The following is a 25,667-nucleotide window of genomic DNA, read 5'->3' on the forward strand; positions in this document are numbered from 1 at the left end:
ATACATAGCTTTACTATGTATATCTACCTCAAGTGCCCGTGAACCAGCTCACTGGCTCGTGTAACGCGGTGCCGTGCGGGGCGATAGAGGTAGGAGCGCGGGCCGGGTGGCGGTCGCGCCGGGAGGGCTGGGGACAGGGTGCGGATCTCGAGGATCGTGGCGGCGGCCGTGTCGGCGGTCGTGCTGGTGGCAGGGGCGCAGGTCGAGGCAGCCTGGGCCGTGGGTGAGCCGTCCGTGGCAGTGGTCAGTCCAGCAGCGAACAGTTCGCTGCCGTTGGGCGACGTACCGGTGACGGTGGCGGTCGACCTGGGTGGGGCCGCGTCCGGGCGGGTGGATGTCACGCTGGCCTGGAACATCAACGGGTCGGTCGAGATCTCGGCCGGGACCTGTGACAACGGCTGCGAGGCAACCGTCACACTCCGGATCGGCGACTGGGGCGTCCCGTTCGACGGGTCGAATTCGGTGGGAGCGAAGCTGACCACCTCCGACGGCGTCACGGTGTACGGCGGGAACGCCGTCTCGTTCCAGGCGCCGAGCCGGGTCTCGGACGTCCGGTACGTCCGGGACGGGCAGCAGTACAGCGACGCCGTGGCCGACAACAGCGGGCAGTTCCGCATCACCACGCAGTACGTGAGCAGTCCGGACGACGTCGCCGAGCTCCGCCTGGTCGACTACCGGACCGAGACGACCTTGCTGACGGCAACGACACCGTTCTCGGTCAAGTGGGGGACGGCGTACTACGGCCTCGCCGACCTCGACTTCAGCGCGGTGCCCAGCGGCAGCTACCGGCTCGACGTGAAGGGCCGGAACGCCGCCGGGTACTACGAGTCCGGTGAGTACTTCTGGGTGCAGGTGAACCACGAGAACCCGGCCGTCTTCGACACCGGTGTGGACGAGCCGAGCGTCGCTCCCGGCACCTTCGGCGGCAACCTGGTCGTGACCGGGCCGCTGCTCAGCGGCAGCAGGCCGGACCAGGTCCGGATGACCGTCGACGGTGTCGACCGGCATGTGTTCGTGACGCCCTCTGGCTGGAACCCGGGGAACTGGCAGAAGTCGATCAAGCAGAGAGTGCAGTTCACGATGGACGGGCCGGCGCTCGGCGTCGGTACCTACAAGATCAACCTGCGCCTGCTCGACACCGCCGGCCGCGTGATCGGTACGCCGACGGACAAGACGCTGGTCGTCACCGACTTCACCGCGAGCCTGACGGCGTCGAAGCTGGTTGTCGGCCGTCCAGGGACCGTGACCATGAGCGCCGACCCGCCGAAGAGCGACCCGCTCGACGACTGCGGCCTGAGCCTGCGGGAGGCGGGGCAGACCACCTGGCGGTCGGTCGGCAACTGGTGCCTGAACCCGCCGGTCCAGAGCCTGCGGAAGACGGCTGCGGTCAGCCCGCGGAACGCCGGAACCGCCACGTTCGGGCTCAACCTCGCGGCCCGTGGGTACTACAAGGGCTTCACGTTCCCCGTTCCGGTGTACGCCGAGCGGCGCGCGACCGTCTCGGCTCCGGCGGTGCCGTACGGCGGGCACGGCACCGCGAAGGTCGTCGTCCAGGATCTGCGCACGTACGGCACCTGGTCCGCGGCCCCGGCGGGCATCACCGTGTACCTGCAACGACAGACCGTCGGAACGATGCGCTGGGTGACGCTCGGGTCGGCGAAGTCCGCGACCGGCGGCGTCGCCTCGATTCCCTTCACCAGCGCGACGAACGGCGCCTTCCGGGCGGTGCTCGCGTCGAGCGTTCCCGGCGAGACCGTGATCACGAAGCCGATCGGCGCGGTGTCCAGCGCGACCGTGGGCTGGCGGATCGCCCCGCGGACCGCCGTCCGGGGACGCGCCGTGACCTACCAGGCGATCGCCACGCCGTACGACGTGGGCGCGACCGCCTGGCTTCAGGTCCGGAAGGCCGGGGCGACCAAGTGGACGACGGTCCGGACCGTCAAGGTCCTCAGCAACCGGATCGCGGTGTTCGGGTACGCGTTCCCGAGTGCTGGTTCGTGGGCGGTCCGCGTATATCGGCCGGCGACCAAGCAGCACGCGGCCGGCCTGTCCATGGCCCTCGGCGTCAAGGTCGGCTGAGCGTCAGTCGGACTCCAGGCAGAACTCGTTGTTTTCGGGGTCGGTGAGGATTACCCAGCCGCCGGGGGACTTGGTGCGGCGGTCGTCCTGGATGTGGGCGCCGAGGGACTGGAGGCGGGCGAGTTCGGCGGCTTGGGAGCCGTCTTGAGGGACGAGGTCCAGGTGGAGGCGGTTCTTGGTGGTCTTGGCTTCGGGGTCGCGGACGAAGACCAGGCGGACGCCGCCTTCGCCGCCGACCGTCCAGAACGGGTTGCCGGGCACGTCGTGGAAGCTGGCGGGATGGCGGGTGACCTGGCTCCAGAAGGCGGCCAGGCGTTGCGGATCGGTGCTGTCGAAGGTGATGTTCAGGATCGCGCTGCGCACGGTGCCTCCTTGGTGGTGGTGTCTCGAGCGTGGACCGGTACGGCGAGGTTGATCAACCGATGACGGGTTCGCCGGCCGCCGTACGGAACCACGCGACCGGGATGCTGCCGCGGTGCAGGATGTGCGGGATGTCGGCCCACGGGTAGAGCGGCTCGGTGGCGTCGAGGTTGCGGAGGCGGTGCAGGGCGCGCTCGGTGGGAGTGGACAGGCCGGCCGCCGCGGCGGGGGAGTACGGGATGAAGTCCTCGGGTGGTTGCGGCTTCAGCTCCGGGTCGTGGCGCTTCAGCAGGATGCAGGTGTCGGCCGGGTCCAGCAGGTCGGCGTCGAGGGTCCAGTAGTCGATCACCACCGGTCCGATCCGGCCGGATTCCTGCAGGGCTTCGAAGATCGGGGCGGGGTGCACCGGCGACAGGAACACCACGTCGGCCCAGCCGCACCCGAGCGGGTACACCGGGGTGGCCAGCCGGTGCGGGCGCCCCTCGTACTTGCGGACCTCGCGCTCGTACACGTCGGGGTAGCGGTGACGGAGTTGGTTGAGGGGGAGGATCTCGTCCCCGCGGATCTTGCCTGCGGCTTTGTAGAGAAGGGTCATACAAAGAAGCCTCCGCACACGGGAACGTGTCGGAGGCTGCTTGTTAATTATATGCGATCAGGTCGGCTCCGCGCACGGTCAAGCGGTAGACGACCTTGTGGCCGTCGCGGAGACCGACGATCAGCCCGGCGTCCCGCAGGATCCGCAGATGCCTGCCGACAGTGCCCAGCGAGAGCCCGAATTCGGCGGCCAGTTCGCTCGCGGTCCCGGGGCGGGAGAGGCGGTCGAGCAGCTCGGCGCGGCCGCGGCCGATCAGCCGTTCGAGCGCGACCCGTCCGTCGGCCGGCGCTTCGACAGCGGCCCGTCCGGCCGGATAGACCAGCGCGTACCCGCCCTTGCCCTCGCACAGCCACGTGCCGCTCGCCAACGTCACCGGGACGAACTGCAGCCCCTCGTCGCCGATCTGCCGATCCGCCCCGGGGCGTTGGGTGAACTGGATGCCGTCGGCACCGACCCACCGGCTCCGCCGGCTCATCCCCTCCAGCGCCGCCGGCCAGCCGAACGCTGCCAGCAGCCCCGCGCGGTACATCACCTCGCGTTCCAGTGCGGTACGCCGACGCGGCCAGTCCGGCGCCACATGTCGCGACCAGACCGCCTGCAGCGCCGCCGCCAACCTGTCACCGAGGCCGGAGGTGTCGAGCCAGCGCAGGTCCTGGTCGATCCAGCTGTGCCGCGCCGACACCTCGCAGCCGGCGCGGATCTCGGCGTCGGTCATCGCGCGGACGGGTTCCAGCTCGGACGCCAGCGACGTACCCATGCCGCCGGCGGGCGGCAGCGCGACGGCGTCCGGCAGCCATTTCGTGTGGCTGAGCAGGTTGGCCAGGCCGCGCAGGAACGGGTCGCGGGCGAGCTGCCGGTCGAAGGACCTGGCGGACTGCCGGCCGCGGCTGTGCCGGAGGCGGATCGTCGTACCGACCGTCTCGGCGAGCGGTGACAACGCGAATCTGGACCGGGACAGGGCCAGCGGACTCAGTTTGAGCAGGGTCAACTTTCGCCTCCTCGCGAAAGGCTCGCGGCTCAGGGGATCGGTTCGCATTCTTGCGCACGTGCCCGCACCGCTGCGCCGTCCGGCGTTCCGCTCGTTCGCCGCCGGCCGGCTGGTGTCGTTGCTCGGCAGTTCGATGGCGCCGGTGGCGCTCGCGTTCGCGGTCCTCGACGCGTCCGGCGATCCGTCGCAGCTCGGCATCGTGCTGACCGCGCGGATGGTCCCGATGCTGTGCTTCGTGCTGATCGGCGGCGCGGTCGCCGACCGGATTCCCCGGCGTACGGTGCTCGTTGCCTCGCATGCGGGTGCGGCGGTCGCCCAGGGCGCGGTCGCGGTGCTGCTGATCACGCACCACTACGGCCTTGTCGTGATTAGTGTGCTGAGCGCGGTCAACGGGGTCCTGGATGCCTTCACGTCGCCGGCTTTGCGCGGGATGGTTCCGGAGCTGGTCGAGAAGGAACAGCTTCGGAGAGCGAATTCGTTGCTGAGCTCGATCCGGAACGGCACCAAGATCGTCGGGCCGGCGCTGGCCGGGGTGCTGGTCGCGGCGATGGGCAGCGGGCCGACGATCGCGGTCGACGCGATCAGCTACCTGCTGGCGGCCCTTCTGCTGAGCCGCGTGCGCGTCGCCGCGCCCATGGTGCGCCGGACCGCGCCGACGAACGGTTGGCAGGAGTTCCGCAGGATCCGCTGGGTGTGGGTGGTCACGCTGTCGTTCGCGGTGATGAACTTCGCGCAGACCGGTGTCTGGCAAGTTCTGGGTCCGCCGCTCACCGGGGAGAGGCTGTGGGGCTTCACACTGAGCGCCCGCGGCATCGGCCTGCTGGTGATGAGCGCCGTCATGTACCGCCTGGTCCTCCGGCACCTGCTGCGCACCGGTCAGCTCCTCGGCGTCCTGGGCGCGTTGCCGCTCGTCGCGCTCGGCCTCGGTGCCGCGCCGGCGTGGGTACTCGTCGCGGCGTTCGCGGCCGGCGTCGGCTTCTCGATCTCCGGGATCAGCTGGGACACGTCACTGCAGGAGCACGTCGACCGCGGCGTTCTGTCGCGGCTCGCGTCGATCGACGACCTGCTGTCGTTCGTCGCGATTCCTGCCGGCACGCTGGCGGCCGGGCCCCTCGCCGATCGGTTCGGAGCCCGGCCCGTCACGCTGGTCGCGGCGGTCGTGTACGCGGTCGCCGCGTGGAGTTCGTTGCTGGTCAGGGATGTGCGGGACTTGCCGCACGGTGCCGCGCGGGTGCCACCTCGACGACGGGGTTGGTCATTCGGCCGATCCCGGTGACCTCCATGACGACCGTGTCGCCGGGGACGAGGTACCGCGTGGGCACCATCTGGTACGCGCAGCCGCCGGGGGTGCCGAGGCTGATGATGTCCCCGGGTTCGAGCGTGATGCCGCGGGAGAGCTCCGCGACAACGGTCTCCGGATCGAAGATCATGTTCCCGGCCGGCTCCTCCTGCCGTACGTCGTCGTTGACGAGCAACCGCAGTACGACGTCGTCCAGCGCGGGCATCGCGTCCGCGGTGGTGATCGCCGGGCCGACGGGGCAGTAGCTGTCCTGGCCCTTCCCGTACAGGAACTGGCTCGTCCGCCATTGAAGCTCGCGGGCGCTGACGTCGTTCACGACCGTGTAGCCGAAGATGTGCTCGGCCGCCTGCTCGCGCGGGATCCAGGTGCCGCCCTTGCCGATCACGATCGCCAGCTCGATCTCGTAGTCCAGCGTCGCGGTCAGCCGGCTGTCGTGCCGGATCGGCTGGTCCGGGCCGATCACCGACGTGACCGGCTTGCTGAAGAACAGCGGTACGTCGGGGATGTCGGGCGCGAGGCCCAGCGCGGTGGCGTTCTGCTCGACGTGCGACCGGAAGTTCAGGCCGACGCAGTACACGCTCTTCACCGGGCGCGGGATCGGTGCCCGGAGCTGGACCGTGTCGAGCGGGCGGACGAACTCGGTCCGGTCGAGCAGGTCGCGGGCGATCTTCAGCCCGTCCTCGCCGGACGCGATCAGGGCCGGCATCGACCGCAGCCGCGGGTCGTCCGCCGCGGCCGCGGTGAGGTCGAGGACGCTGTCGTCGGTGATCAGCGCGCCGAGCCGGTCGGCGCCGTCGGTGCCGTCGGTGCCGTCGGTGCCGTCGGTATCGCCGGGCGCGAACGTGACAAGTCTCATGAGGCTCTCCGATTCAGAAGGACGGTCCCGTATCCGGACAGTGGCAGGGGGCGATCGGCCAGCCGGAGCGCGTGCCACAGCGTGATCGCGACGCTGTCGAACACCGGTACGCCGAGCTCGGCCTCGAGCGGTTCCGCGAGCGCGGCGCCGTACACGTTGGTGCACAGCACCGCGACGCCGTCGACACCGGCGCCGACTTCGCGCAGCTGCGCCGCGACATCGGACGGAGGGACCCGGGCGAACGCCTCGTTGTCGCTGATCCCCAGCGCGGAGTCGTGGACGACGTCGACGCCCTCGGACCGGTAGACCGCCGCGATCCGCTCGTTGACGTCCGGTGTGTACGGCGTGGCCAGGCCGAGCCGGCGTACGCCGTACGCGTCGAAGGCGGCGAGCATCGCCAGTGTCGAGGTGGTCGCCGGTACGCCGGTCGCGGCCGCGATCTCCGCGGTCAGCCGGTGGTCGTGGTCGACGCCGAGCCAGGAACCGGCCGTCCCGTTCCAGACCACCACGTCGACGCGGGCGTCGGCGAGCTGGCGGGCCGCGGCGACCATCGCGTCGGACGCGAACTGCCTGTCCGAGCCGGCGTCGACCGCGATCCGGGTCACCGGGACGCGCGCGAAGTGCACGGTGGCCTCGGGGCGCGGGCCGAGGATCCGGTACGTCGTCGGCTCCAGGCAGGTGTTCGACGAGGGCGTGATCATGCCGATGCGGGCAGCGGGAGACATCCGGCTCCTTGGAATCCGGTATACCAATTTCTGTCACTGTAAGGCGACCCGGAAGGTGCGTCAAGACCTGCCGGTGCGGCCCGGAAGTGGGCTACCGTATCCCGTGTGAACACTTCTGCGGATGCCGGCCGCGCCTCAGGCCGGCGGGTGAACCTGAACTCCGACTACCGGCCGCTCCGGGAGCGTGTCCGGGACGAGATCCGGGAACGGATCATCAACGGTGATTATGCCCCTGGGGCCCGGATCATCGAACGCGAGATCGCCGACGAGCTCGGGGTGTCCCGGATCCCGATCCGGGAGTCGCTGCGGATGCTCGAGATCGAGGGCTTCGTCGCCGTGCTGCCGCGCAAGGGCGTGGTCGTCAAGGCGCTGTCGGAGAGCGACGTGCGGAAGCTCTTCGAGGTCCGCGAGGCCCTCGAGGTGTGCGCGACCCGGCTGGCCGCGTCGAACGCGTCGGACGCCGACATCACCCGGCTGCGGAAGCTGCTCGAGCGGGCCGAGCAGGCCGACGCGAAGGGTGCCGTCGACAAGGTCCAGCAGGCGAACGTCGGCTTCCACGACGAGCTGATCAAGATCTGCGGGAACGAGATCCTCGGTGGGCTGCTCGAGCCGCTGCAGGGCCGGCTGCACTGGCTGTTCCGCCAGCACGCGCATCCCGGCGACCTGGTCGCCGAGCACCGCGCGCTGCTCGAGGCGGTCGCGTCGCGCGACCCGGAGCAGGCCACGGAGGCCGCGATGGCGCACGTCCAGACCAATCGCGAACGCGCCCTCAAGTGGCTGTTCCACACCGAGGAGCAGGCCGGAGAAGCCTAGTCCACAAGGCTTTTCGGGATTCCTCCATTGACGTCCGGAATTCTGTCGATCTAACCTCATTTGGTATACGGCATCCCAGATGAGAGGACCCCGGTGATGGCCAAGGACATCAAGATCTGTATCGGCGTCGACGTGGACGCGGTGGCCGGCTGGTTGGGTTCGTACGGCGGGGAGGACTCGCCGAACGACATCCAGCGCGGCGTTTTCGCCGGTGAGGTGGGCTCTCCCCGGCTGCTCAGGCTGTTCGAGCGGTACGACATCCCGACCACCTGGTTCATCCCGGGGCACTCGATCGAGACGTTCCCCGCGCAGATGCAGGCGGTCGCCGATGCCGGCCACGAGATCGGTGCCCACGGCTACTGTCACGAGAACCCGGTGGCGATGACGCCGGAGCAGGAGCGCGAGGTGCTGCTGCACAGCATCGACCTGGTCGAGAAGCTCAGCGGCCGCCGCCCACGCGGGTACGTCGCGCCGTGGTGGGAGATGAGCGAGTCGACGTCGGCCCTGCTGCTGGAGAACGGATTCTCCTACGACCACTCGCAGAACTACAACGACTTCGTGCCGTTCTACGCCCGGGTCGGCGACGCCTGGACGAAGATCGACTTCGGCAAGCAGGCCGCCGACTGGATGAAGCCGCTGCAGCACGGCCACGAGGTGGACCTGGTCGAGTTCTGCGGCAACTGGTACGTGGACGACCTGCCGCCGATGATGTTCAACAAGCACGCCGCGAACAGCCATGGCTACGTGTCGCCGCGCGACATCGAGCAGCTCTGGAACGACCAGTTCGACTGGGTCGTCCGCGAGCTGGACTACGGCGTCTTCGGCGTCACGCTGCACCCGGACGTGTCCGGCCGGCCGCAGGTCCTGCTGATGCTCGAACGTCTGCTGGACTACTGGAAGTCCCACGAGGGCGTGACGTTCAGTACCTTCGAGAACGCCGCCGACGACTTCCGCGCACGCTTCCCGTTCCGCGGTGCGGAGCGCCCGACCGGCGTCGGCGACCACTGATGGGCACCAGCACCCTGCTGCTGGTCCGCAACGGCCAGACGCCCTGGAACGTCGAGCACCGCTTCCTCGGCTGGTGCGACGTCGGCCTCACCGACGCCGGACGGGCCGAGGCCGCCCAGGGCGGACGGCTGCTGCGGGAGCGGAACGCCGTACCGGACGTGGTGCACACATCCCTGCAGCAGCGGGGGATCCGGACCGCGGAGCTGATGCTGGAGCACGCGGAGCGGTCGTGGATCCCGGTACGCCGGGACTGGCGGCTGAACGAGCGGCACTACGGAATCCTCCAGGGCCGCGAGGAAACCGTCGCCCGGAGCGCCTACGGGGACGCCGAGGTGACCGCGTGGCGGACCGAGCCCGACAACGCACCGCCACCGATCGCGGACGACGACGAACACAGCCAAGCGCGGGATCCACGCTACAAAGAGATCCGTGTACCGAGGACCGAATCCCTCAACGCCGCAAGGGATCGTGTCCTGGCGTACTTCGAGCAGGCGGTTGTTCCGGATCTCCGCCAGGGCACGGTGTTGATCGCGACCCACGGAAACCCACTCCGAGCGCTGGTCGCGCACCTGGCCGGCGTCGACCACGCCGAGATCCGGGACCTGAACGTCCCCGGCGGTACGGCGATCGCGTACCGGCTGGACGTGGACACGCTGAAGCCGGTCGAACCGCCGTACCTGGTCGACGCGCGGTCGTCGCCGCTCACCCTGCCGTGACGGATCAGTCGACGACCAGCCGGGCGAGCCGCATCCGGGTGATCTTCGCGATCTCGCCCAGCGCGGTCTCGAACTCGGCCGCGGTCTCCCGCCCGGCCCGGTCCGCGAGCTGTTCCAGGATGTCCGCGGTCGTCAGGCCGCGGACAGCCAGGATGAACGGATACCCGTGCCGGGCGCGATACGCACCGGTCAGCTCGGCGAGGTGCGCGGAATCCGTTGCGGACAAGGAGTTCAGGCCTGCGTCGGCCTGCTCCTCGTCCGAGTTCCGCGTGACCTCCGAGCGATGCGCCCGCCCGGCCAGCTCCGGGTGCGCGTTCAGGAACGCCACCTGCCGCTCGCGGGTGGCCGCGAGTACGACGTCCATCATCCGCCCGTGCAACTCCTCGACGGACGCGAACGGCCGCGCCGCCCACGCGCCGTCGGCGACCCAGGGCGAGTTCTCGAAGACGCCGCCGAGCAGTTCGGCGAACCCGGCGGCGTCGAGCTCGTTGACCGCGGCCAGCCGGTACGGCGCCGCGGAAGCAATGTCAGTCACTGATCCTCCAGCTTGGGAAACAGAATGAATTATCTGGAACGTCGCACCGGCCGGATCGCCCAACTGCTGGCCGGGCTCACCGTGCTGGCGCTGGGCGAGGTGATGATCATCAAGGCGCACCTCGGGGTGATCCCGTGGGACGTCCTCGCACAGGGCATGCTGCACCAGTTCGGGCTGACCATCGGCCAGTGGTCGATGATCATCGGCGGCGTGGTGCTGCTGCTCTGGATCCCGATGCGGGAACGCCCGGGCCTCGGCACGGTCACCAACGTCGCGCTGACCGGGTTCGGCCTGGACTTCTTCACCCGGGTGCTGCCCGCACCGCACGGACCGGTGGCCGCCGGCCTCTTCCTCGTCGTCGGCGTGGTCCTGAACGGCATCGGTACGGCGGCGTACATCGGCTCCCGGCTGGGATCCGGGCCACGGGACGGGCTGATGACCGGGCTGGTCCGGCTGACCGGCGGATCGGTCCGCCTGGTCCGGACCTGCATCGAGATCGCGGTGGTGACGGCCGGCGCGCTCCTCGGCGGCAACCTCGGCGCCGGCACGTTCGTGTTCGCGCTCAGCATCGGGATGATCGTGCACGTCGCGCTGCCGTACTTCTCCCGCGCGAAGGCCGTCGTACCGCGCCCCGAACCCTGCCCGGAAGCCGCCTGAACACCAACGCGGCCCGGGTGCTCCCGGGCCGCGTCGCGGTGCGCTCAGAGCTGGAACAGGCCGCGGGGGAACTTCGTCAGCCATTCCGCACCTGTGCTGGTGACCAGGGCCATGTCGCCGGCGCAGACGTGGCCGACCTCGGGGGTGGTGAAGTTCGGGTGCACCTCGATCACCATGCCCTCGACGATCGTCACGCCGTCGTCGCCGTCGCGGGACCTGTCCCGGCGGGCGTTCAGGTCGCGGGCCATCCCGGGCTCGACGTAGTTCAGCCCGAGGCCGTGGCAGGACTGGAACCGGAACGGATCCTTGTCCCGCTCGTACGGGCAGAACTTGTCGATCCCGCTCTCGATCGCGTCGCTGACCGTGTGCAGCTTCGCGCCCGGCACCATCGCCGCCAGCCCGGCGTCCTGGATCTCGATCAGGTGCTCGGCGTACTCGCGGAGCTTGGCCGACGGCTTGCCCCGGACGCCGATCCGCAGGCCCTGCGCGAAGTACCCCTGGTAGCTCAGGTTGGTGCCGAGCTGGACCCGGTCGTTCGGGCCGACCGGCTTGGCGATCTCCATCGCCTCCATGTACGTCGTCACCGGGTGCTCGTCCAGCGTGAGCCAGGTGCCCGGCGTGCCGGCGCCGAGCAGCCGGCCGGTGTTCTCGATGGTCGCCATCAGCCGGTCGCCGGTCATCCCGTCGGCGACCGCGCCCTCCATCGCGGCCTGGATCATCGCGTCCGAGATGCCGGCGCCGATCCGGTGCATCTCGATCTCTTCCGGGTCCCGGACCAGGCGGAGCGCGTCCAGCGCGGGCTCGGCGTCGACCAGCGGGTGCCCGTCGAGGGCGGCGTACAGGTCGACGGCCAGCGGGTACGGGACCTCGCCGAAGCCGAACGTCGCGACCCGGCCCGGGGCGAGCCGGCGAACGTGTTCCGCAACGGTCTTCCCCCAGCCGGTGGCCGCGCCCGCACGCTCGACGTCGCCGAACCAGCTCGACCGGAGCTCGAACGCGCGGGTGTCGTGCGGGCCCATCGTGATGATCGACGCGGTGCCCTCGCGGGGCAGTACGACCATCGCCGGCAGGCCGGAGGACGTCCAACCGGTCAGGTAGCGCACGTACCCCGCGGTGAGGGTCCGCGAGCCCATCCAGCCCGGCGCGCCGTACCCGATCAGGACGTCGGTGTCCTGCTCGGCCATCCACGCGCGCACCCGGTCCAGCCGCTTGCGCAGCACGTCCACGGGAATCTCTCGGTTCATCGGTGTCTGCTCCTCTCAGTTATCCGGCGTGGGCAAGCTCGGCCGACGCCTCGACGACGGCGATGTACGCCGCACTCGCGATCGCCACGGAGTTCCACTGCTCGAGCCCGAACGGGCGGCGCGAGTGCTCCTCGAAGCTCTCGACCTCGCCGCGCCGGACCCGGTCCTCGTGCGCGTCGACGAGCCGCGAGTAGGCCCGGAACTCGGTCACGCCGAGGTCCGGATGTCCGTGGAAATACAGGGGATTCGAGAGCTCGGTCAGCATCGACATCGGTGGCTCGCCGGGACGCCGTACGTCGTCGCACTCCAGCGTCAGCCGCAGGTCGGGGTTGTGCTCGAGCAGCAGCGGCACGATCGTGGCGAAGTCGACCACGCCCGCGCCGCACGGCCGCAGCTGGTACTCGACACCGTCGGGCACCCAGCGCAGCGCGGCGTCCTTGAGATGGGTCTGCCGGACGTACGGCGCGACCCGGCGCGCGGTGTGCAGCGGGTGCTCTGCGCGGTGCAGCATGTTCGCGGTGTCGTACACGATGCCGACCACGTCCGGGCCGACCTCCTCGACGATCCGGACCAGCTCGAACGAGGTGATCTCCTCGTGCGTCTCCAGGTTCAGGTGCACGCCGAGGTCGCGCACGATCGGGGACAGCCTGGTCAGGAATCCGGAGATCGCGGACAGCTGCCGGCTCCACGCGACATCGGTGCGGAACCGGTCGAACCCGAGGATCCCGGCGTACTGCGGCTTGTAGTTCGCGGTCCCGGCCCACAGGTCGGTGAGCCCGATCGCCGCGGCCGCCTCGACCGTACGGCGGATCCCGAGTACGACGTCACCGTTGCCGAAGGCCCGTAGTTCCGGGGTTTCCGCGGCGGCGAACGGGTTGACCTTGCCGAGCCCGCCCTCCAGGTACAGGCCGGTCGCGTCCGCGTGCGAGCGGACCTCCCGGAGCAGGCCTGGGTCGAGCGCCGGGCTGATGTCGAAGAGTGTCCGGAAGAACACGCCGCCGGCGCCGAGCGCGGCGGCGTGGTCGAGGACAGCATGCGGCCCTCGCCGGGTGATCTGCGGCGGGAAGTGGCGCGCGTCGAGGCCAACGGTCATCTCAACCGGCCACCCGCTCCGCGGCCCGCTGCCGCGCGACCACCGGATCCGGGATCGGGATCGCCGCGACCAGAGCCTTCGTGTACTCGTGTTCGGGCGCCGCGAGCACCTGCTCGGACGGCCCGCGCTCGACGATCTGCCCGGTCTTGATCACCGCGACGGTCGAGCAGATCTGCCGGACCACGGCGAGGTCGTGGGCGATGAACAGGATGGTCAGCCCGAGCTCCTCCTGCATGTCGTGCAGGACGTTCAGCACCTGGGCCTGGACCGACACGTCGAGCGCCGACACCGGCTCGTCGCAGACCAGCAGCTTCGGGCTGACCGCGAGGGCGCGGGCGATCGCGATGCGTTGCCGCTGGCCACCGGAGAACGACTTCGGACGCCGGTCCAGGTCGCGCTCCCCGAGCCCGACCATCTCCAGCAGCTCGATCACCTTCGATTTCTTCTCCGCCTCGGTGCGGGCCAGGTTGTGGATCACGAGGCCTTCGGAGATCAGCTGGTACGCCGTCATCCGCGGGTTCAGGCTCGCGGTCGGGTCCTGGAACACGAGCTGGATCTCGCGGTGGATCCGGCGCTGCTGCGCGCGCGTCGGTTTCGTCAGGTCGATGCCGTCGTACCTGATCGACCCCGAGTCGGGCTTCTCGATGCCCATCACGCAGCGGATGAACGTCGTCTTGCCGGAACCCGACTCGCCGACCAGGCCGCTGATCGTGCCGCCCGGGACGGTCAGCGACACGTTGTCGAGCGCCTTCACCGGCTCCCGGCCGACGGCCTGGTAGGTCTTGCAGACGTTGACGAGTTCGAGGTCGCTCATGACAGTTCTCCGTCGTACAGGTGGCAGGCGACCAGTCCGCCGGCCGGCGCGGGCGCCAGTACCGGGATGTCGACCTTGCACTTGTCCATGGCCTTCGGGCAGCGCGGGTGGAACGCGCACCCGGCCGGTCGGGCGCCCGGGTGCGGCGGCGCGCCCGGGATCGTGGTCAGCCGGTGCACCACCCGGTCCATCCGCGGTACGGCGTCCAGCAGCCCGCGGGTGTACGGGTGCGCCGGGTCGCCGAACAGCCGGTCGACGGAGTCCTCCTGCACCTTGCGGCCTGCGTACATCACCGCGACCCGGTTCGCGAAGCCCGCGACCGTGCCGAGGTCGTGCGTGATCAGCAGGACGGCGAGACCGCGGTCGCACGACACCCGGTCGAGCAGCGACAGCACCTGCTCCTGGACCCGTACGTCGAGCGCCGTGGTCGGCTCGTCCGCGATCAGCAGCGCCGGGTCCGCGATCAGTGCCATCGCCAGGACGACGCGCTGGCGCATACCGCCGGAGAACTCGTGCGGGTAGGCCTTCATCCGCTGCGCGGCGTTCACCACGCCCAGCTCGTCCAGCACGGACTCGGCGCGCCGCTGCGCCTCCTTCTTGCCGACTCCGTTGATCAGCAGCGGCTCCATCACCTGCGCGCCGATCGTCATCAACGGGTTCAGCGAGCTCAGCGGGTCCTGGAAGACCATGCCGACCTTGCGGCCGCGGATCCGGGTCAGCTCGTTGGGCTTGAGCTGCAGGACCTCCTGCCCGGCCAGCCGGATCGAGCCGTTCAGCCGGAACCCGGGGTCGAGCCGCAGTACGGCCCGGGCCGTGACGGACTTGCCGGAGCCGGACTCGCCGACCAGCGCGACCCGTTCGCCGGCGCCGACCTCGAGGCTGAACCCGTCGACCAGCCGCAGCGGCTCGTCCAGCGGGCCGGCGTCGATGGTCAGGTCCTTGATCGACAGCACCGTGCCGTTCGTCTCCGGCGTATCCGCGGGCGCCTTGCGTGTCATAGACGTTGTCGCATTCATGGTCTCGGCTTTCGGCGGGCTAGAGCTGGCCGCTGACCACGGCGGCGAAGATCGTCTCGACCTCGTCCCGTTCCAGCCAGCGCGGGTACGTCGACTTCGCGTTGACGGCCCGGTCCAGGGCCTCCAGCACGTCGTCGACCTGATCGGGCTTCAGCTCGGTGCCGAGCAGGACACCGAGCTGCCGGACCATGGCCCGGGTGTTGAGGCTGTCCCACACCCACTTCACCTCGGCGCCGGTGACACTGGCGTGCAGGCAGCCCGAGATCGGCGGGAAAGCGTTGGCGCCGTCGCGCAGACAGGCCAGCACGTCGCCGGGCGTGTGCTTCAGGTACGCGTACGTCCCGCTGATCGGTTTGAGCTGAGGCAGCGGTACGCCGGTCTCGTACGCGACCAGCTCCGACAACCCCTGCAGCTGGTCGAGCTCGATGCCGGTGTCCACGCCGTACAGCACCTCGAGCGACGTCGCGACCTCTTCCAGGGGCGGGAAGCCGCAGCGGTACGACGTACCGTTGACCGACACGTCCGGGCCGGCGCCGGCGATGGCGGCGGCGATCGCGCCCGCCGTACCGAGGCCGAAGTCGTCGTGGACGTGCATCGTCAACGGCACCTGGGACTTCAGGCCCGCCTTGAAGCGGCGGACGAACACCTTCATCGCCTCGGGCGAGAGGCTGCTGGTCGAGTCCATCAGGTCCAGCCGCCGGGCGCCGAGCTCGACCGCGACGTTCGCCGCGCGGAGCAGCGCGTCCCAGTCGCGGCGGCCGCACTGCGCGAGCGTGATCGTGTAGCCGAGACCGCATTCGGTGGCGTAGGACAACGTGTTCTCGAGCTGCTCGAACTGCCGTGCCTCGGCCTCCGCCGACGGTGCCTGAACGATGCCTGGGGCAATCACTGTCGCGCCGAGTCCGGCCAGCAGGTCGACGACGGCGCGCGGGTCGATCTCGGGTTCGGGTTCGCCCTGGCCGAGCAGCCGGTCGGCGTACACGTTGGTGGTGAACGCGAACCCGCCGGCCAGGATCTCCCGGACCAGTTCGAGCTCACGCCGGTTCGGTTGCGGGTCGCCCCACCAGTCCAGGTTCAGGCTCTCGTCCTTGATCCCGGCCTGCTCCAGCGCGGCCGCGACCCGGAGGAAGCCGTCGACGGACGTGGTGGCGCCGGCGGTGTAGCGGATCTTCCGCAGCGTGCTGTCGATCAGGCCGAGCGGCTTCGGGAAGTCGAAGTCGCCGGTCACCTCGGCGTCGAAGTTGACCGGGCTGACCCAGTGACTGCCCTCGACGCGGAACTCCTTGTCCGGGTTGATCATCAGTTCTCCTCAGAGCGCGGCGGTGGTCGGCGTGAGCGGGATGCCCTGTGCGGCACACAACGAGCGGACGTGGTCGCGGGACCGGTTGATGAACACGATCGCCTCGTCGAACCCGTACGGCTGGGCCCGGTACTCGTCCAGCGTCGGCACCTCGCCGTCGCGGACCCGCCGCTCGTAGTCGCGGACCATCCGCAGGTACTCGGACAGTTCGCTGACGGTCAGGTCCGGGTGCCCGTCGAGGAAACCCTGGTCGTCGAGCTCGATCAGCATGTTGAGCTCCGGCGTACCGGGTGGGTTGTCCGCGTGCGAGCGGTCGGTCTCCAGCGTCAGGTTCAGGTTCGGGTTCGCGGCGTTCAGGATCGGCAGGATCGACGCGAAGTCGATCGCGCCGGTGCCGACCGGCCGCATCTGGTAGCCGATGCCGCCCGGCACGTGCACCAGCGCCGCGTCCTTGACGTGCGTCTGCCGGACGTACGGCGCGACCCGCTCGGCGGCCCGGACCGGGTGCTCGATCCGCTGCAGCACGTTGCCGGTGTCGAACGTGATGCCGACCGCTTCCGGCCCGACCGTCTCGACCAGCCGGACCACCTCGAACGAGGTGATCTCCTCGTGCGTCTCGACGTTCAGGTGCAGGCCGAGGTCGATCGCGATCGGCGCCAGGATCTTCAGGAAGTCCGCGGTCGCCTTGAGCTGCTCCGTCCACGACACGTCGGTGCGGAACCGGTCGTAGGCGAGCTTGCCGCGGTACGCGCGCTTGTAGTTCGCCGTACCGACCCAGAGTTCGGTGCAGCCGATCGCCGCGCAGGCCTCCATCATCCGGCGGAACCCGAGCACGATGTCACCGTTGCCGAGGGCCCGTAGTTCGGGCGTCTCGGGGTTCGCGAACGGGTTCACCTTGCCCAGGCCGGTCTCCAGGTAGAGGTCCGCCCGGTCGGCCTGCTGCCGGATCTCGGCCAGCAGGCCGGGGTCCAGGTCGGGGCTGAGGTCGAGCACGGTCCGGAAGAAGATCCCGTCCATGCCGAGTTCGGCCGCGTGCTGCAGGCTGCCGATCGGTCCGCGTTTGTCCGCCTCGGGGATCTTCTTGCCGTCGATGCCAAGTCGCATGGTCTGCTGGCTCCTGTAGTCCGTTGTCTTAAACGAGGTCCGCGTTGAAGTGCCGCTGCAGCGAGTCGCCGAGCAGCCCGAACGCGATCGCGGTGACGGCGATCGCCACCCCGGGGGCGAGGGCCGGCCACCAGGCGACCGAGAGATCGCCCTTCGCCGCGGTGATCGCGGCGCCCCACTCGGCGCTGGGCGGCTGCGCGCCGACACCGACGAAGGACAGTGCGCCGAGCACCAGGATCGTGTTGCCCATGTCGCCGGCCCACTTGACCACCATCACGTCGAGCGAGTTCGGCAGTACGTGCCGGGCCATCACGCGGAACCGGGACGAACCGAGCAGCCGGGCGCCTTCGACGAAGTCCGACGCCGCGGTCTGCCGCATGATCCCGCGCAGCAGCCGGGCGGTGTACGGCCAGCCGGTCAGCGTCTGGGCGATGATCGCGGACTTCAGGCTCGGGCCGAGGGCCGCCGCGACGCCGAGCGCGAAGATGATCGGCGGGATCGACATCACGCTGTCGACGACCCGCATGACCACCTCGTCGACCGCCCGGCCGAACGCGGTCGCGAGCGTCGCGACCAGCACGCCGATCAGCGAGAAGCCGATCACGATCAGTACGGCGGACGCGACCGAGGCGCGGGCGCCGACGACCACCCGCCAGAGCACGTCACGTCCTTGCTGGTCGGTGCCGAGCCAGTGCTGTGCGCTCGGCGGTTGGAGCGCCTCGAGGATGTTGGAGGTGTTCACCGAGGCCGGCGCGACCAGCGGGCCGAAGATCACGGTGAGCAGGATCAGGAACAGTACTGCGTAGATGACCAGCGCGACCTTGGGGTGCTTGGCGATCTGACGGCGGCGGGTACGCACCCAGCCGGCTGTTGCCACTGTCGTCATGTCAGGAGACTCCTGTCTGGGACGCCCGGATGCGCGGGTCGCGGAGCAGTTGCAGGATGTCGACCACGAGGTTGGTGAGGACGACGATCACGCCGATCACCAGCACGCAGCCGAGCACCGCGAACGTGTCCTTGTTGGCCACCGCGGTCGTCATGTACGAACCGACGCCGTTGATGCCGAAGATCGCCTCGACCAGGACGGCGGCGCCGATCATGTAGCCGAACTCGATGCCGAGGATGGTCAGCGCCGGCCCGAGCGCGTTCGGCACCACGTGCTGCCGGATCAGCAGCCGGCGCGGCAGGCCCTTGGCCCGCGCCACCGTGATGTGGTCGCGGGCGAACACCGAGATCAGCTCGGCCCGGAAGGCCCGGTAGAGCGAACTGGCGAACGGGATCATCAGCACGAACGCCGGCAGCAGGAAGTGCTGGAACGCGTTCGAGAACGCCGCGAAGTTGCCCGCCAGCAACGAGTCCAGCATCACCGACCCGGTCCGCTGCGGCACCGCGATGCCGCGCGACAGCACACCGGAGATCGGGAACACGTGCCACTTGGCGGCGAGTACGTTCTGCAGCTCGAGGGCCAGCCAGAACGTCGGGATCGCGGCCAGCGTGAGCACCGAGAACCGGGTGACCAGGTCCCGGGGGCGGTCCCGGTGGGCGGCCGAGACGACCGCCGCCGGGAACGCGAACAGCACCATCAGGAGCATCGCCAGGACGACCAGTTCCAGGGTCGGCGGCAGGGCCGCGGCGACGCCGCTGGCGACGGTCGTGTGGGTGGCGATCGACGTCCCGAGGTCACCGTGCAGCAGGTGTTCGACGAACACCAGCAGCTGGCCGATCACCGGCTTGTCGAGGCCCAGTTGGTGGCGGACGGCCGCGACCTGCTCGGGCGACGCCGACTCACCGGCGGCCACCTTCGCCTCGTCGCCCGGGATCGCCTTGATCATCAGGAACACGACGATCACCAGGACGAAGACGGTCACCGCCGACGCGCCGATCCGGCGGGTCAGGAACCACAGGCTGCCTCTGACGGCACTGGGTTTGCTCATCCCACTCGCACCCCCCGCAGGGACACCGGGTACACGGTCTGGCTGGCGACGATGCCGGTGAGATCGGACCGGTACGCGACCGGAGCGCTCAGCGTGTACATGTCGATCGCCGGTACGTCGGTGTTGATCTGGGTCTGGATCTGCTTGTAGAGCGCGCAGCGGGCGTTCTCGTCACTCGTCGCGTCGGCCTGCTTGAGCAGCGCGTCGACCTTCGCGTTCTTGTAACCGGCCCGGTTGGTCGTGCCGATCGCGTGCGAGTCGTACGACTTCGCCAGGTACACACCGGCGTCCGGGGACGGCGCGGTGTCCTGCACCAACGTCAGCTCGGGGATCGTCTTGACGCTGCTCAGCGAGGACAGGTAGTCCGGGAACGCGATCGGCTGCAGCTGCAGGTCGACCCCGATCTTGCGCAGGTCCGACTGGAACAGCGTCGACTCCCGCACCATGTCGGTGATCGACGGCTGGAACCGCAGTACCAGCTTGAGGTTGCTGATCCCGGCCTGCTGGAGCAGGGTCTTCGCCTGGTCGAGGTTCTGCGAGAACTGCGGCGACTCCACCAGGCACGACATCGTCTGCGGCAGCGGCCCGTTCTCGATCTTGCCCTTGCCGGCGCGGATCTCGGACAGCCCGGCCGAGTAGTTGTACGCGAGCGCGAGGGCCTTGCGGACCACGGGATTCGCGGTCGGGCCCTGCGCGGCGTTCATGAACATGTACGCCGTGTTCGGCACGTTCAGGTAGTCGACCTTGACCCCGTCGGCGGTCTCCAGCGCCTTCGCGTCGGGCGCCTGCAGGGTCAGCGCGACGTCGAGGTTGCCGGCCTTGAGCTCGTCGCGCTTGGTCGGGCTCTCGGCGATCTGCTTGAACACGATGGCGGTCGGCCGGCTCGCGTCGTACTGCCAGTACTTGTCGAACCGGGTGACCTTCACCGGGTCCTTGCCCTGGTCGATCGCGAACGGGCCGGAGCCGGCGTCGTGCGAGTGCAGCCAGGTCTGGCCGTCGTCGTTGCCGGCGTTGCGGCTGACCAGCTTCTTCTCCAGCAGGTAGAACTTCGACAGCCAGCTGACGAACCGCGAGTTCGGCTCGGTCAGGTTGATGGTCAGGTGTGTCGGGTCCTTGACCGTGGTCGACTTGTACACGTCGAGTGCCGAGGCGATGCCTTGGCCGACCCGCTTGTAGCGGTCGAGGGTGTACTGGACGTCGTCGGCGGTCAGCGTCGAGCCGTCGTGGAACTTGACGTCGTCGCGCAGCGTCAGGCTGATCGACGTCGCGTCCTTGGCGAGCGCGAACTCCTTCGCGACACTCGGCACCAGCTTGGAGTCGGTGTCGTAGGCGAGCAACGTGTCGTACACGGTGTCGTCGATGGTGTTGGTTTGGTTCTGGTCGGCCCGGATCGGGTCGAGGGTGTTCAACGGCTGCGAGTACGCGACGTCGATCTCCTTCGACCCGCCCTGGCCCTTGGCGGCGGCCTGGTCCTGGCTCGCGGCGCACGCCGGAAGCAGACCGACCGCCGAGACCGCGGCCAGACAGGTCAGGACGCGGGTGCGTCGGCGAAACGTGGACATGCGGGGATACACCCCATTTCTGCGTGGATTCTGACGAGGGAAGTGCCGGCAGAACGACGGCCGCGAAGACGGTGGACCGCGAGCCATTTAGGTATTCGGTATCCCAAGCATGTGACGCATTTCAGCGCCAAGTCAAGGAGTAACCCGACATTGTTCGGACGGCCGGGAGGAACCGGCTGTGCACGTCGGTCTGCGCCGCGGTCAGGCTCTCTGCCTCGGCGGCCGTGAACGACCGCGCCGCGGTGGCTGCCGCGTCCACCACGCGTCCGTACTCGTACAGGCCGAGGTCCGGGTGAGCCGTGGTCCACGCGCTGTCGTAGGGGTTGATCCCGTACTGGCCCTTGTGCAGGTCGATCCACAGCTCGGGGGCCGAATCCGCAAGCCTGGCAAGGATTGCGGACCAGTCCAGCAATCCGTTGCCGAGTGGGCACAACCGTCGCGCAAGCGATTTTCCTGTACTGACAAAGGTCGCGTCGTCGACGTACACGTGCCCGACGTACGGCGCGACCCGGTCGAGGGCGAGCAGCGGGTCCTCCATCCGCAGGTACACGTTCACCGGGTCGAAGCCGACGCTCAGTACGTCGTCGCCGACCGCCTCGATCATCCGGACGATCTCGAACGTGGTGATCTCCTCGTGCGTCTTGATGCACAGCCGGAGCCCGAGGTCGCGCAGTACCGGCGCGAGCTTGCCGAGCAGTTGGGTCGACAGCCGGAGCTGGTCCTCCCACGGCACCACGGTGCTGAACCGGTCCTCGACGTACCCGAGGACGAACGGGACGTCGCGGCCGCCGAGCGGCTGCACGGCTTCGAGGGCCCGTCGTACGCCGGCCACCGGGTCGCCGTCGCCCGCCTGCATCAAGTGCTTGTCCTGGTCCAGCCGGAAGGGGTGCAGATACGGGACGCCGGCCGCGAGCCGGACGCCGCGGGACTTGGCGGCGTCGGCGAGTTCGGCCAGCAGCCGGGTGTCGAGGGTATCGGTCAAGTCGAAGACCGACGGGGTCAGGACACCCGCCAGGCCGAGGTCGGCGACCGCCTCGACGACGTCGGTGATCGGGGCGGGACTCGGTAGCACCCAGCGGGCGCCGGCGCCGAACGGAAGTGTGCTCATGATCGGTCGAACCTCCTTGTGGACAAGGGCCGGACCCTTGACACCGGCCTCGGGAAACGCGTATACCGTATCCCAATTATCGGCGTTGAAGGAGGGCCTCGTGAAGGTTGGAATCGACGGCCGGAAGATCCCCGAGGCGACCGCCCGCGGCCCGGTCGGGACCCTCGACCACGCCCACGAGCTCGGCCTCGACGGGGTGTTCTTCCGCAGCGTCCTGGACATCACGCCGACGCTCGACAGCGGCGTACTGCGGGACGTCCGGAGCCGCGCGGACGAACTCGGACTGTACCTCGAAGCCGGCCTCGGCAAGGTGAATCCGTACGCGATGCCCGAGGCGCCGGAGCTGCGCCGGGTCGGGGACGGCGACACGTTGCTCGGGTTCGAGCGGATGATCGCCGCGTGCGCGCGGATCGGCGTCCGCGAGCTGTGGGCCGCGACCGCGAACCGGCAGCCGTACCCGGGGTTCCGCAGCTACGACAGGTTCCGCACCGACGCACCGTGGCGGCGGCAGCTGGAGGCGACCGCGGCGTTCCTGCGCAAGCTCCGTCCGGTTGCCCTTGACAACGATGTCCACGTCAACCTGGAGACCCACGAGGAGATCACCAGCCACGAGGTCGTCCGGCTGGTCGAGGCGGTCGGGCCGGACGTGCTCGGCATCGTCTACGACACGTCGAACGGCCTGCACCGGGCCGAGGATCCGGTCGCGGTCGCGCGCCGGGTCGCGCCGTACGTCCGGCAGACGCATCTGAAGGACGCGGCGCTGGTGCTCGCCGAGGGCGGGGTGATCATGCAGAGCCGGCCCGTCGGCGACGGCGTGGTCGACTTCGGTGCGATCCTGCCGATCGTCGCGGCGGCGAACCCGAAGGTGCACCTGACCATCGAGTGCCGGCAGCCGGACGTCGAGGGGCAGAAGACCTATCCGACGTTCAAGACCGAGAAGCGGCCGAACGTCTACGGCACGCTGGTCGAGGTGTACGACCCCGAGTGGCAGGCCGGGCACCCGGACCTGACCGTCGGCGAGTTCTCGGCGTACCTCGCGCTGGCCCAGGACTTCACCGCCCGGATCGACTCCGGCCAGGAGCCGACCGTGCGGGAGATCGCCGAGGCCAAGTTCGGGTACGACGAGGCGGTGGAGGCGATCCAGGTCAGCGCCCGGCACATCCGGCAGGTCCTCGCGGACGCCGCGTGACCGAGCTCTGGCGATCGGCCGCGGCCGAGATCGCCGGCGCGGTCAACCGCCGGGAGGTGTCGCCGACCGAGGTCGTGGAGAGCTTCCTGGACCGGATCGCCGCGACCGATCCGGTGCTGCACGCGTACTGCCTGCTCGACGCCGACGGTGCGCTGGCCGCCGCCGAACGACTGACCCGCAAGCTGGTCTCGGGTACGCCGCTCGGTCCGCTGGCCGGCGTACCGATCGCGGTCAAGGACCTGATCCCGGCCGCGGGCCTGCGGACGACCGGCGGCAGCCTGGCGTACCGCGACCACGTCTCGGCCGAGGACGACGTCTGCGTCGAGCGGCTGCGCGCGGCCGACGCGATCGTGATCGGCAAGACCAACGTCTCGGAGCTCGGGTACGGCGGTGTCGGCCACAACCCGGTCCACCCGGCGACGCGGAACCCGTGGAACCCGTCGTTGACGTCGGGCGGCTCCAGCGCCGGATCCGCCGCGGCCGTCGCGGTCGGCGCCGCGCCGGTCGCACTCGGCAGCGACGGCGGGGGCTCGATCCGGATCCCGTCCGCGTTCTGCGGGGTGGTCGGGGTGAAGGCCTCGATGGGCCGGGTGCCGCTGTACCCGGGCTGCCGCGACGACCGCGAGCCCGGGATGTCGAGCTGGGAGAGTCTCGAACACATCGGCCCGCTGGCGCGCACGGTGTCCGACGCGGCGCTGCTGCTGTCGGTGATCGCCGGCCCGGACCCGCGCGACCGGCACTCGATCCCGACGGCCGACGTCGACTGGCGCGGCTGCCTCGACCGTCCGACGCCCGGCCTGCGGGTTGGCTTCACCGAGGACTGGGGGTACGCCGCGGTCGACCCGGAGGTACGCCGTCTGGTGCGGGCCGCCGCGCACGTGTTCGAGGACGACCTCCGCTGCCGAGTGACGGAGTTCGCCGCGCCATGGCCGGACACGTCCGCCGTCCACACTGCGATCGTTGCCCTGGACACCGACCTGACCGGGATGCGGCGGTTGCCGCGGCCGTTGGTGCCCGGGTCGTCGCCCGGGTTGACGGCGATCCTGGCGCGGGACTGGACGGCGACCGAGTTCACCGACGCGCTGAACCGGCGCAAGGAGATCTGCCGGTTGATGGCCGGCCTGATGTCCGGGTACGACCTGCTGATCACGCCGACAACGGCGGTGCCCGCGTTCCCGGCCGGCCAGGATGGCGTACCGGTGATCGACGGCCGCCCGGTCGGCCTGGACGGCTGGACCCCGTTCGCCGCGATCGCCAACCTGACCGGTCAGCCGGCCGCCTCGATCCCGTGCGGCCTGACCGAGTCTGGTCTACCAGTCGGCCTGCAGCTGATCGGCCGGCACCTGGGTGACGAGACCGTTCTCTCCGCCGCAGCGGCCTATCTCGCGGCGGCCGGACACACAGGTGCGCCGATCTGAGCCATCTGGTATACCAGGTGGATGCGTGCTCTTGAAGGAACCCTGACCGTCCGAAACGTCCGGCCGTGGGGCGGCCCACCGAGCGACGTCGTCCTGCGCGACGCGAAGATCGCCGAGGTGCTGCCGTACGACGCGACGCGGGCCGTCGACGGTGACGTGGTCGACGGTCGCGGACGGCTGCTGGTGCCGTCGTTCTCGGACGTGCATGTGCATCTGGACTCGACGCGGATCGGGCTGCCGTTCCGGGCGCACACCGGGGCGCCGGGGGTGTGGGGGATGATGCTGAACGACCGCAACAACTGGCGTACGGCGGAGGCGTCGATCACCGAGCGGGTGCGGAACACGCTCGGGGCGATGATCGCCCGCGGAACCACGCGGGTGCGGAGCTACGCGCAGATCGACGTGGACTGCGGGCTCGAACGGTTCGAGGCGGTGCTGGCCGCGAAGGAGTACTTCAAGGACGCCGCCGACGTGGAGATCATCGCGTTTCCGCAGGCGGGGCTGCTGCGGGAGGAGGGCTCGGCCGAGCTGATCGAGGAGGCGCTGAAGGCGGGCGCGTCCGTGGTCGGCGGGATCGACCCGTGCATGCTCGATCGCGATCCGGTGCGGCACCTGGACATCGTTTTCGGACTGGCCGAGAAGTACCAGGTCGCGGTGGACGTCCACCTGCACGAGCCGGGGGAGCTCGGCGTGTTCAGCACCGACCTCATTCTGGAGCGGACGCGGGCGCTCGGGATGCGGGGCAAGGTGACGTTGTCGCACGCGTACCAGCTCGGCAGCGTGAACGAGGCGACCACGCGGCGGCTGATCGACGAGTTCGCGGAGCTGGACGTGTCGATGGCGTCGATCGCGCCGTCGGCGTCGGGGCAGCTGCCGCTGACCGCGCTGACCGAGGCCGGCGTACGGTTCGGGCTCGGCGAGGACGGGCAGCGCGACTACTGGTCGCCGTACGGGAACTGCGACATGCTCGACCGGACGTGGCAGCTCGCGTTCACGAACGGGTACCGGCAGGACGAGCTGATCGAGCACTGCCTGGCGGTCGCGACCGTTGGTGGTGCCAGCGTTCTCGATCCGTCGTCGCGGCGGCTCCAGGGGGTGGCGGACCGGCCCGGCGTCGCGGCCGGTGACGTGGCGGATCTGGTGCTGGTGGACGGCGAGACGCCGACGTCCGCGGTGATGGACCGCAGTACGGACCGGACCGTCATCCACGCCGGCAAGGTCGTCGCCGACGGCCTCGCGCTGCGCTAGGAAAA

Annotated in this window: 25 protein-coding genes; 9 read left to right on the forward strand and 16 right to left on the reverse strand. The window is 69.8% G+C overall.

Annotated elements, in window-relative coordinates; genetic code table 11:
- Window positions 1-138 precede the first annotated feature (138 nt).
- Complete coding sequence (locus tag ACQHIV_RS33775) at window positions 139-2,079, forward strand: hypothetical protein (RefSeq protein WP_427888156.1); 1,941 nt, start codon at window positions 139-141, stop codon at window positions 2,077-2,079.
- A gap of 3 nt (window positions 2,080-2,082) precedes the next feature.
- Here the strand turns inward: ACQHIV_RS33775 and ACQHIV_RS33780 are convergent, their stop codons facing one another.
- From ACQHIV_RS33780 to ACQHIV_RS33790, 3 genes are read right to left on the reverse strand one after another with little or no spacing between them, the layout of a single operon-like run.
- Window positions 2,083-2,442, reverse strand: a complete 360-nt coding sequence (locus ACQHIV_RS33780) for a VOC family protein (protein WP_427888158.1) — start codon at window positions 2,440-2,442, stop codon at window positions 2,083-2,085.
- A 52-nt stretch (window positions 2,443-2,494) separates the two neighbouring features.
- Window positions 2,495-3,034: a hypothetical protein gene (locus tag ACQHIV_RS33785; RefSeq protein WP_427888160.1), complete on the reverse strand. Its 540-nt coding sequence runs from the start codon at window positions 3,032-3,034 to the stop codon at window positions 2,495-2,497.
- A 43-nt stretch (window positions 3,035-3,077) separates the two neighbouring features.
- On the reverse strand, window positions 3,078-4,022 hold the full coding sequence (locus tag ACQHIV_RS33790; RefSeq protein WP_427888162.1) for a winged helix-turn-helix domain-containing protein: 945 nt from the start codon (window positions 4,020-4,022) through the stop codon (window positions 3,078-3,080).
- Between the two features lie 58 nt (window positions 4,023-4,080).
- Here ACQHIV_RS33790 and ACQHIV_RS33795 point away from each other — a divergent pair, with 58 nt between their 5' ends.
- Complete coding sequence (locus ACQHIV_RS33795) at window positions 4,081-5,298, forward strand: MFS transporter (protein WP_427888164.1); 1,218 nt, start codon at window positions 4,081-4,083, stop codon at window positions 5,296-5,298.
- Here ACQHIV_RS33795 and ACQHIV_RS33800 read toward each other — a convergent pair.
- Window positions 5,216-6,178, reverse strand: a complete 963-nt coding sequence (locus ACQHIV_RS33800) for a fumarylacetoacetate hydrolase family protein (protein WP_427888166.1) — start codon at window positions 6,176-6,178, stop codon at window positions 5,216-5,218. The genes ACQHIV_RS33795 and ACQHIV_RS33800 overlap by 83 nt on opposite strands.
- The gene (locus ACQHIV_RS33805) at window positions 6,175-6,903 is read right to left on the reverse strand and encodes a maleate cis-trans isomerase family protein (RefSeq protein WP_427888168.1); all 729 of its coding nucleotides are present in this window, start codon (window positions 6,901-6,903) and stop codon (window positions 6,175-6,177) included. Before ACQHIV_RS33805 ends, ACQHIV_RS33800 begins: the two co-directional genes overlap by 4 nt.
- A 105-nt stretch (window positions 6,904-7,008) precedes the next feature.
- Here ACQHIV_RS33805 and ACQHIV_RS33810 point away from each other — a divergent pair, with 105 nt between their 5' ends.
- The 3 genes from ACQHIV_RS33810 (at window position 7,009) to ACQHIV_RS33820 (ending at window position 9,440) form a co-directional block, all read left to right on the forward strand.
- Window positions 7,009-7,716 carry a GntR family transcriptional regulator gene (locus ACQHIV_RS33810; protein WP_427888169.1) on the forward strand — a complete coding sequence of 236 codons (708 nt, stop codon included), beginning with the start codon at window positions 7,009-7,011 and terminating at the stop codon, window positions 7,714-7,716.
- A gap of 96 nt (window positions 7,717-7,812) precedes the next feature.
- Window positions 7,813-8,724 carry a polysaccharide deacetylase family protein gene (locus ACQHIV_RS33815; RefSeq protein ID WP_427888171.1) on the forward strand — a complete coding sequence of 304 codons (912 nt, stop codon included), beginning with the start codon at window positions 7,813-7,815 and terminating at the stop codon, window positions 8,722-8,724.
- Window positions 8,724-9,440, forward strand: coding sequence for a 2,3-bisphosphoglycerate-dependent phosphoglycerate mutase (locus tag ACQHIV_RS33820; RefSeq protein WP_427888173.1), 717 nt, complete (start codon window positions 8,724-8,726; stop codon window positions 9,438-9,440). The genes ACQHIV_RS33815 and ACQHIV_RS33820 overlap by 1 nt, the downstream gene beginning before the upstream one ends.
- A 4-nt stretch (window positions 9,441-9,444) precedes the next feature.
- On the opposite strand, the gene uraD is transcribed toward ACQHIV_RS33820, so the two are convergent.
- Complete coding sequence (gene uraD / locus ACQHIV_RS33825) at window positions 9,445-9,975, reverse strand: 2-oxo-4-hydroxy-4-carboxy-5-ureidoimidazoline decarboxylase (RefSeq protein WP_427888175.1); 531 nt, start codon at window positions 9,973-9,975, stop codon at window positions 9,445-9,447.
- A 24-nt stretch (window positions 9,976-9,999) separates the two neighbouring features.
- On the opposite strand from uraD, the gene ACQHIV_RS33830 reads away from it, so the two are divergent.
- Window positions 10,000-10,632, forward strand: a complete 633-nt coding sequence (locus ACQHIV_RS33830) for a YczE/YyaS/YitT family protein (RefSeq protein WP_427888177.1) — start codon at window positions 10,000-10,002, stop codon at window positions 10,630-10,632.
- 44 nt (window positions 10,633-10,676) lie between these two features.
- Here the strand turns inward: ACQHIV_RS33830 and ACQHIV_RS33835 are convergent, their stop codons facing one another.
- The 10 genes from ACQHIV_RS33835 to ACQHIV_RS33880 form a co-directional block, all read right to left on the reverse strand.
- The gene (locus tag ACQHIV_RS33835) at window positions 10,677-11,876 is read right to left on the reverse strand and encodes a M24 family metallopeptidase (RefSeq protein WP_427888179.1); all 1,200 of its coding nucleotides are present in this window, start codon (window positions 11,874-11,876) and stop codon (window positions 10,677-10,679) included.
- 19 nt (window positions 11,877-11,895) lie between these two features.
- Window positions 11,896-12,969: a sugar phosphate isomerase/epimerase family protein gene (locus ACQHIV_RS33840; protein ID WP_427888181.1), complete on the reverse strand. Its 1,074-nt coding sequence runs from the start codon at window positions 12,967-12,969 to the stop codon at window positions 11,896-11,898.
- A 1-nt stretch (window position 12,970) separates the two neighbouring features.
- The gene (locus ACQHIV_RS33845) at window positions 12,971-13,783 is read right to left on the reverse strand and encodes an ATP-binding cassette domain-containing protein (RefSeq protein ID WP_427888183.1); all 813 of its coding nucleotides are present in this window, start codon (window positions 13,781-13,783) and stop codon (window positions 12,971-12,973) included.
- The gene (locus tag ACQHIV_RS33850) at window positions 13,780-14,781 is read right to left on the reverse strand and encodes an ABC transporter ATP-binding protein (protein WP_427888184.1); all 1,002 of its coding nucleotides are present in this window, start codon (window positions 14,779-14,781) and stop codon (window positions 13,780-13,782) included. The genes ACQHIV_RS33845 and ACQHIV_RS33850 overlap by 4 nt, the downstream gene beginning before the upstream one ends.
- Before the next feature lie 37 nt (window positions 14,782-14,818).
- Window positions 14,819-16,099, reverse strand: a complete 1,281-nt coding sequence (locus tag ACQHIV_RS33855; protein ID WP_427888186.1) for a hypothetical protein — start codon at window positions 16,097-16,099, stop codon at window positions 14,819-14,821.
- 9 nt (window positions 16,100-16,108) lie between these two features.
- Complete coding sequence (locus tag ACQHIV_RS33860) at window positions 16,109-17,203, reverse strand: sugar phosphate isomerase/epimerase family protein (RefSeq protein WP_427888188.1); 1,095 nt, start codon at window positions 17,201-17,203, stop codon at window positions 16,109-16,111.
- Window positions 17,204-17,231: 28 nt separating this feature from the next.
- Window positions 17,232-18,089, reverse strand: coding sequence for an ABC transporter permease (locus ACQHIV_RS33865; protein ID WP_427888190.1), 858 nt, complete (start codon window positions 18,087-18,089; stop codon window positions 17,232-17,234).
- A 1-nt stretch (window position 18,090) separates the two neighbouring features.
- The gene (locus ACQHIV_RS33870) at window positions 18,091-19,137 is read right to left on the reverse strand and encodes an ABC transporter permease (protein ID WP_427888192.1); all 1,047 of its coding nucleotides are present in this window, start codon (window positions 19,135-19,137) and stop codon (window positions 18,091-18,093) included.
- Window positions 19,134-20,699: an ABC transporter substrate-binding protein gene (locus ACQHIV_RS33875; RefSeq protein WP_427888194.1), complete on the reverse strand. Its 1,566-nt coding sequence runs from the start codon at window positions 20,697-20,699 to the stop codon at window positions 19,134-19,136. Before ACQHIV_RS33875 ends, ACQHIV_RS33870 begins: the two co-directional genes overlap by 4 nt.
- A 121-nt stretch (window positions 20,700-20,820) precedes the next feature.
- Window positions 20,821-21,807: a sugar phosphate isomerase/epimerase family protein gene (locus tag ACQHIV_RS33880; RefSeq protein WP_427888196.1), complete on the reverse strand. Its 987-nt coding sequence runs from the start codon at window positions 21,805-21,807 to the stop codon at window positions 20,821-20,823.
- Between the two features lie 100 nt (window positions 21,808-21,907).
- On the opposite strand from ACQHIV_RS33880, the gene ACQHIV_RS33885 reads away from it, so the two are divergent.
- The 3 genes from ACQHIV_RS33885 to ACQHIV_RS33895 are packed head-to-tail and all read left to right on the forward strand — an operon-like array spanning window position 21,908 to window position 25,662.
- Window positions 21,908-22,996 carry a sugar phosphate isomerase/epimerase family protein gene (locus ACQHIV_RS33885; RefSeq protein WP_427888198.1) on the forward strand — a complete coding sequence of 363 codons (1,089 nt, stop codon included), beginning with the start codon at window positions 21,908-21,910 and terminating at the stop codon, window positions 22,994-22,996.
- Complete coding sequence (locus tag ACQHIV_RS33890) at window positions 22,993-24,414, forward strand: amidase (protein ID WP_427888200.1); 1,422 nt, start codon at window positions 22,993-22,995, stop codon at window positions 24,412-24,414. The genes ACQHIV_RS33885 and ACQHIV_RS33890 overlap by 4 nt, the downstream gene beginning before the upstream one ends.
- Window positions 24,415-24,435: 21 nt before the next feature.
- A complete protein-coding gene (locus ACQHIV_RS33895; protein WP_427888202.1) occupies window positions 24,436-25,662 on the forward strand; it encodes an amidohydrolase family protein in 1,227 nt (408 codons plus the stop codon).
- The last annotated feature ends 5 nt before the right edge of the window (window positions 25,663-25,667 follow it).

The sequence above is a fragment of the Kribbella polygonati genome (assembly GCF_050320105.1).
Lineage (GTDB): Bacteria > Actinomycetota > Actinomycetes > Propionibacteriales > Kribbellaceae > Kribbella.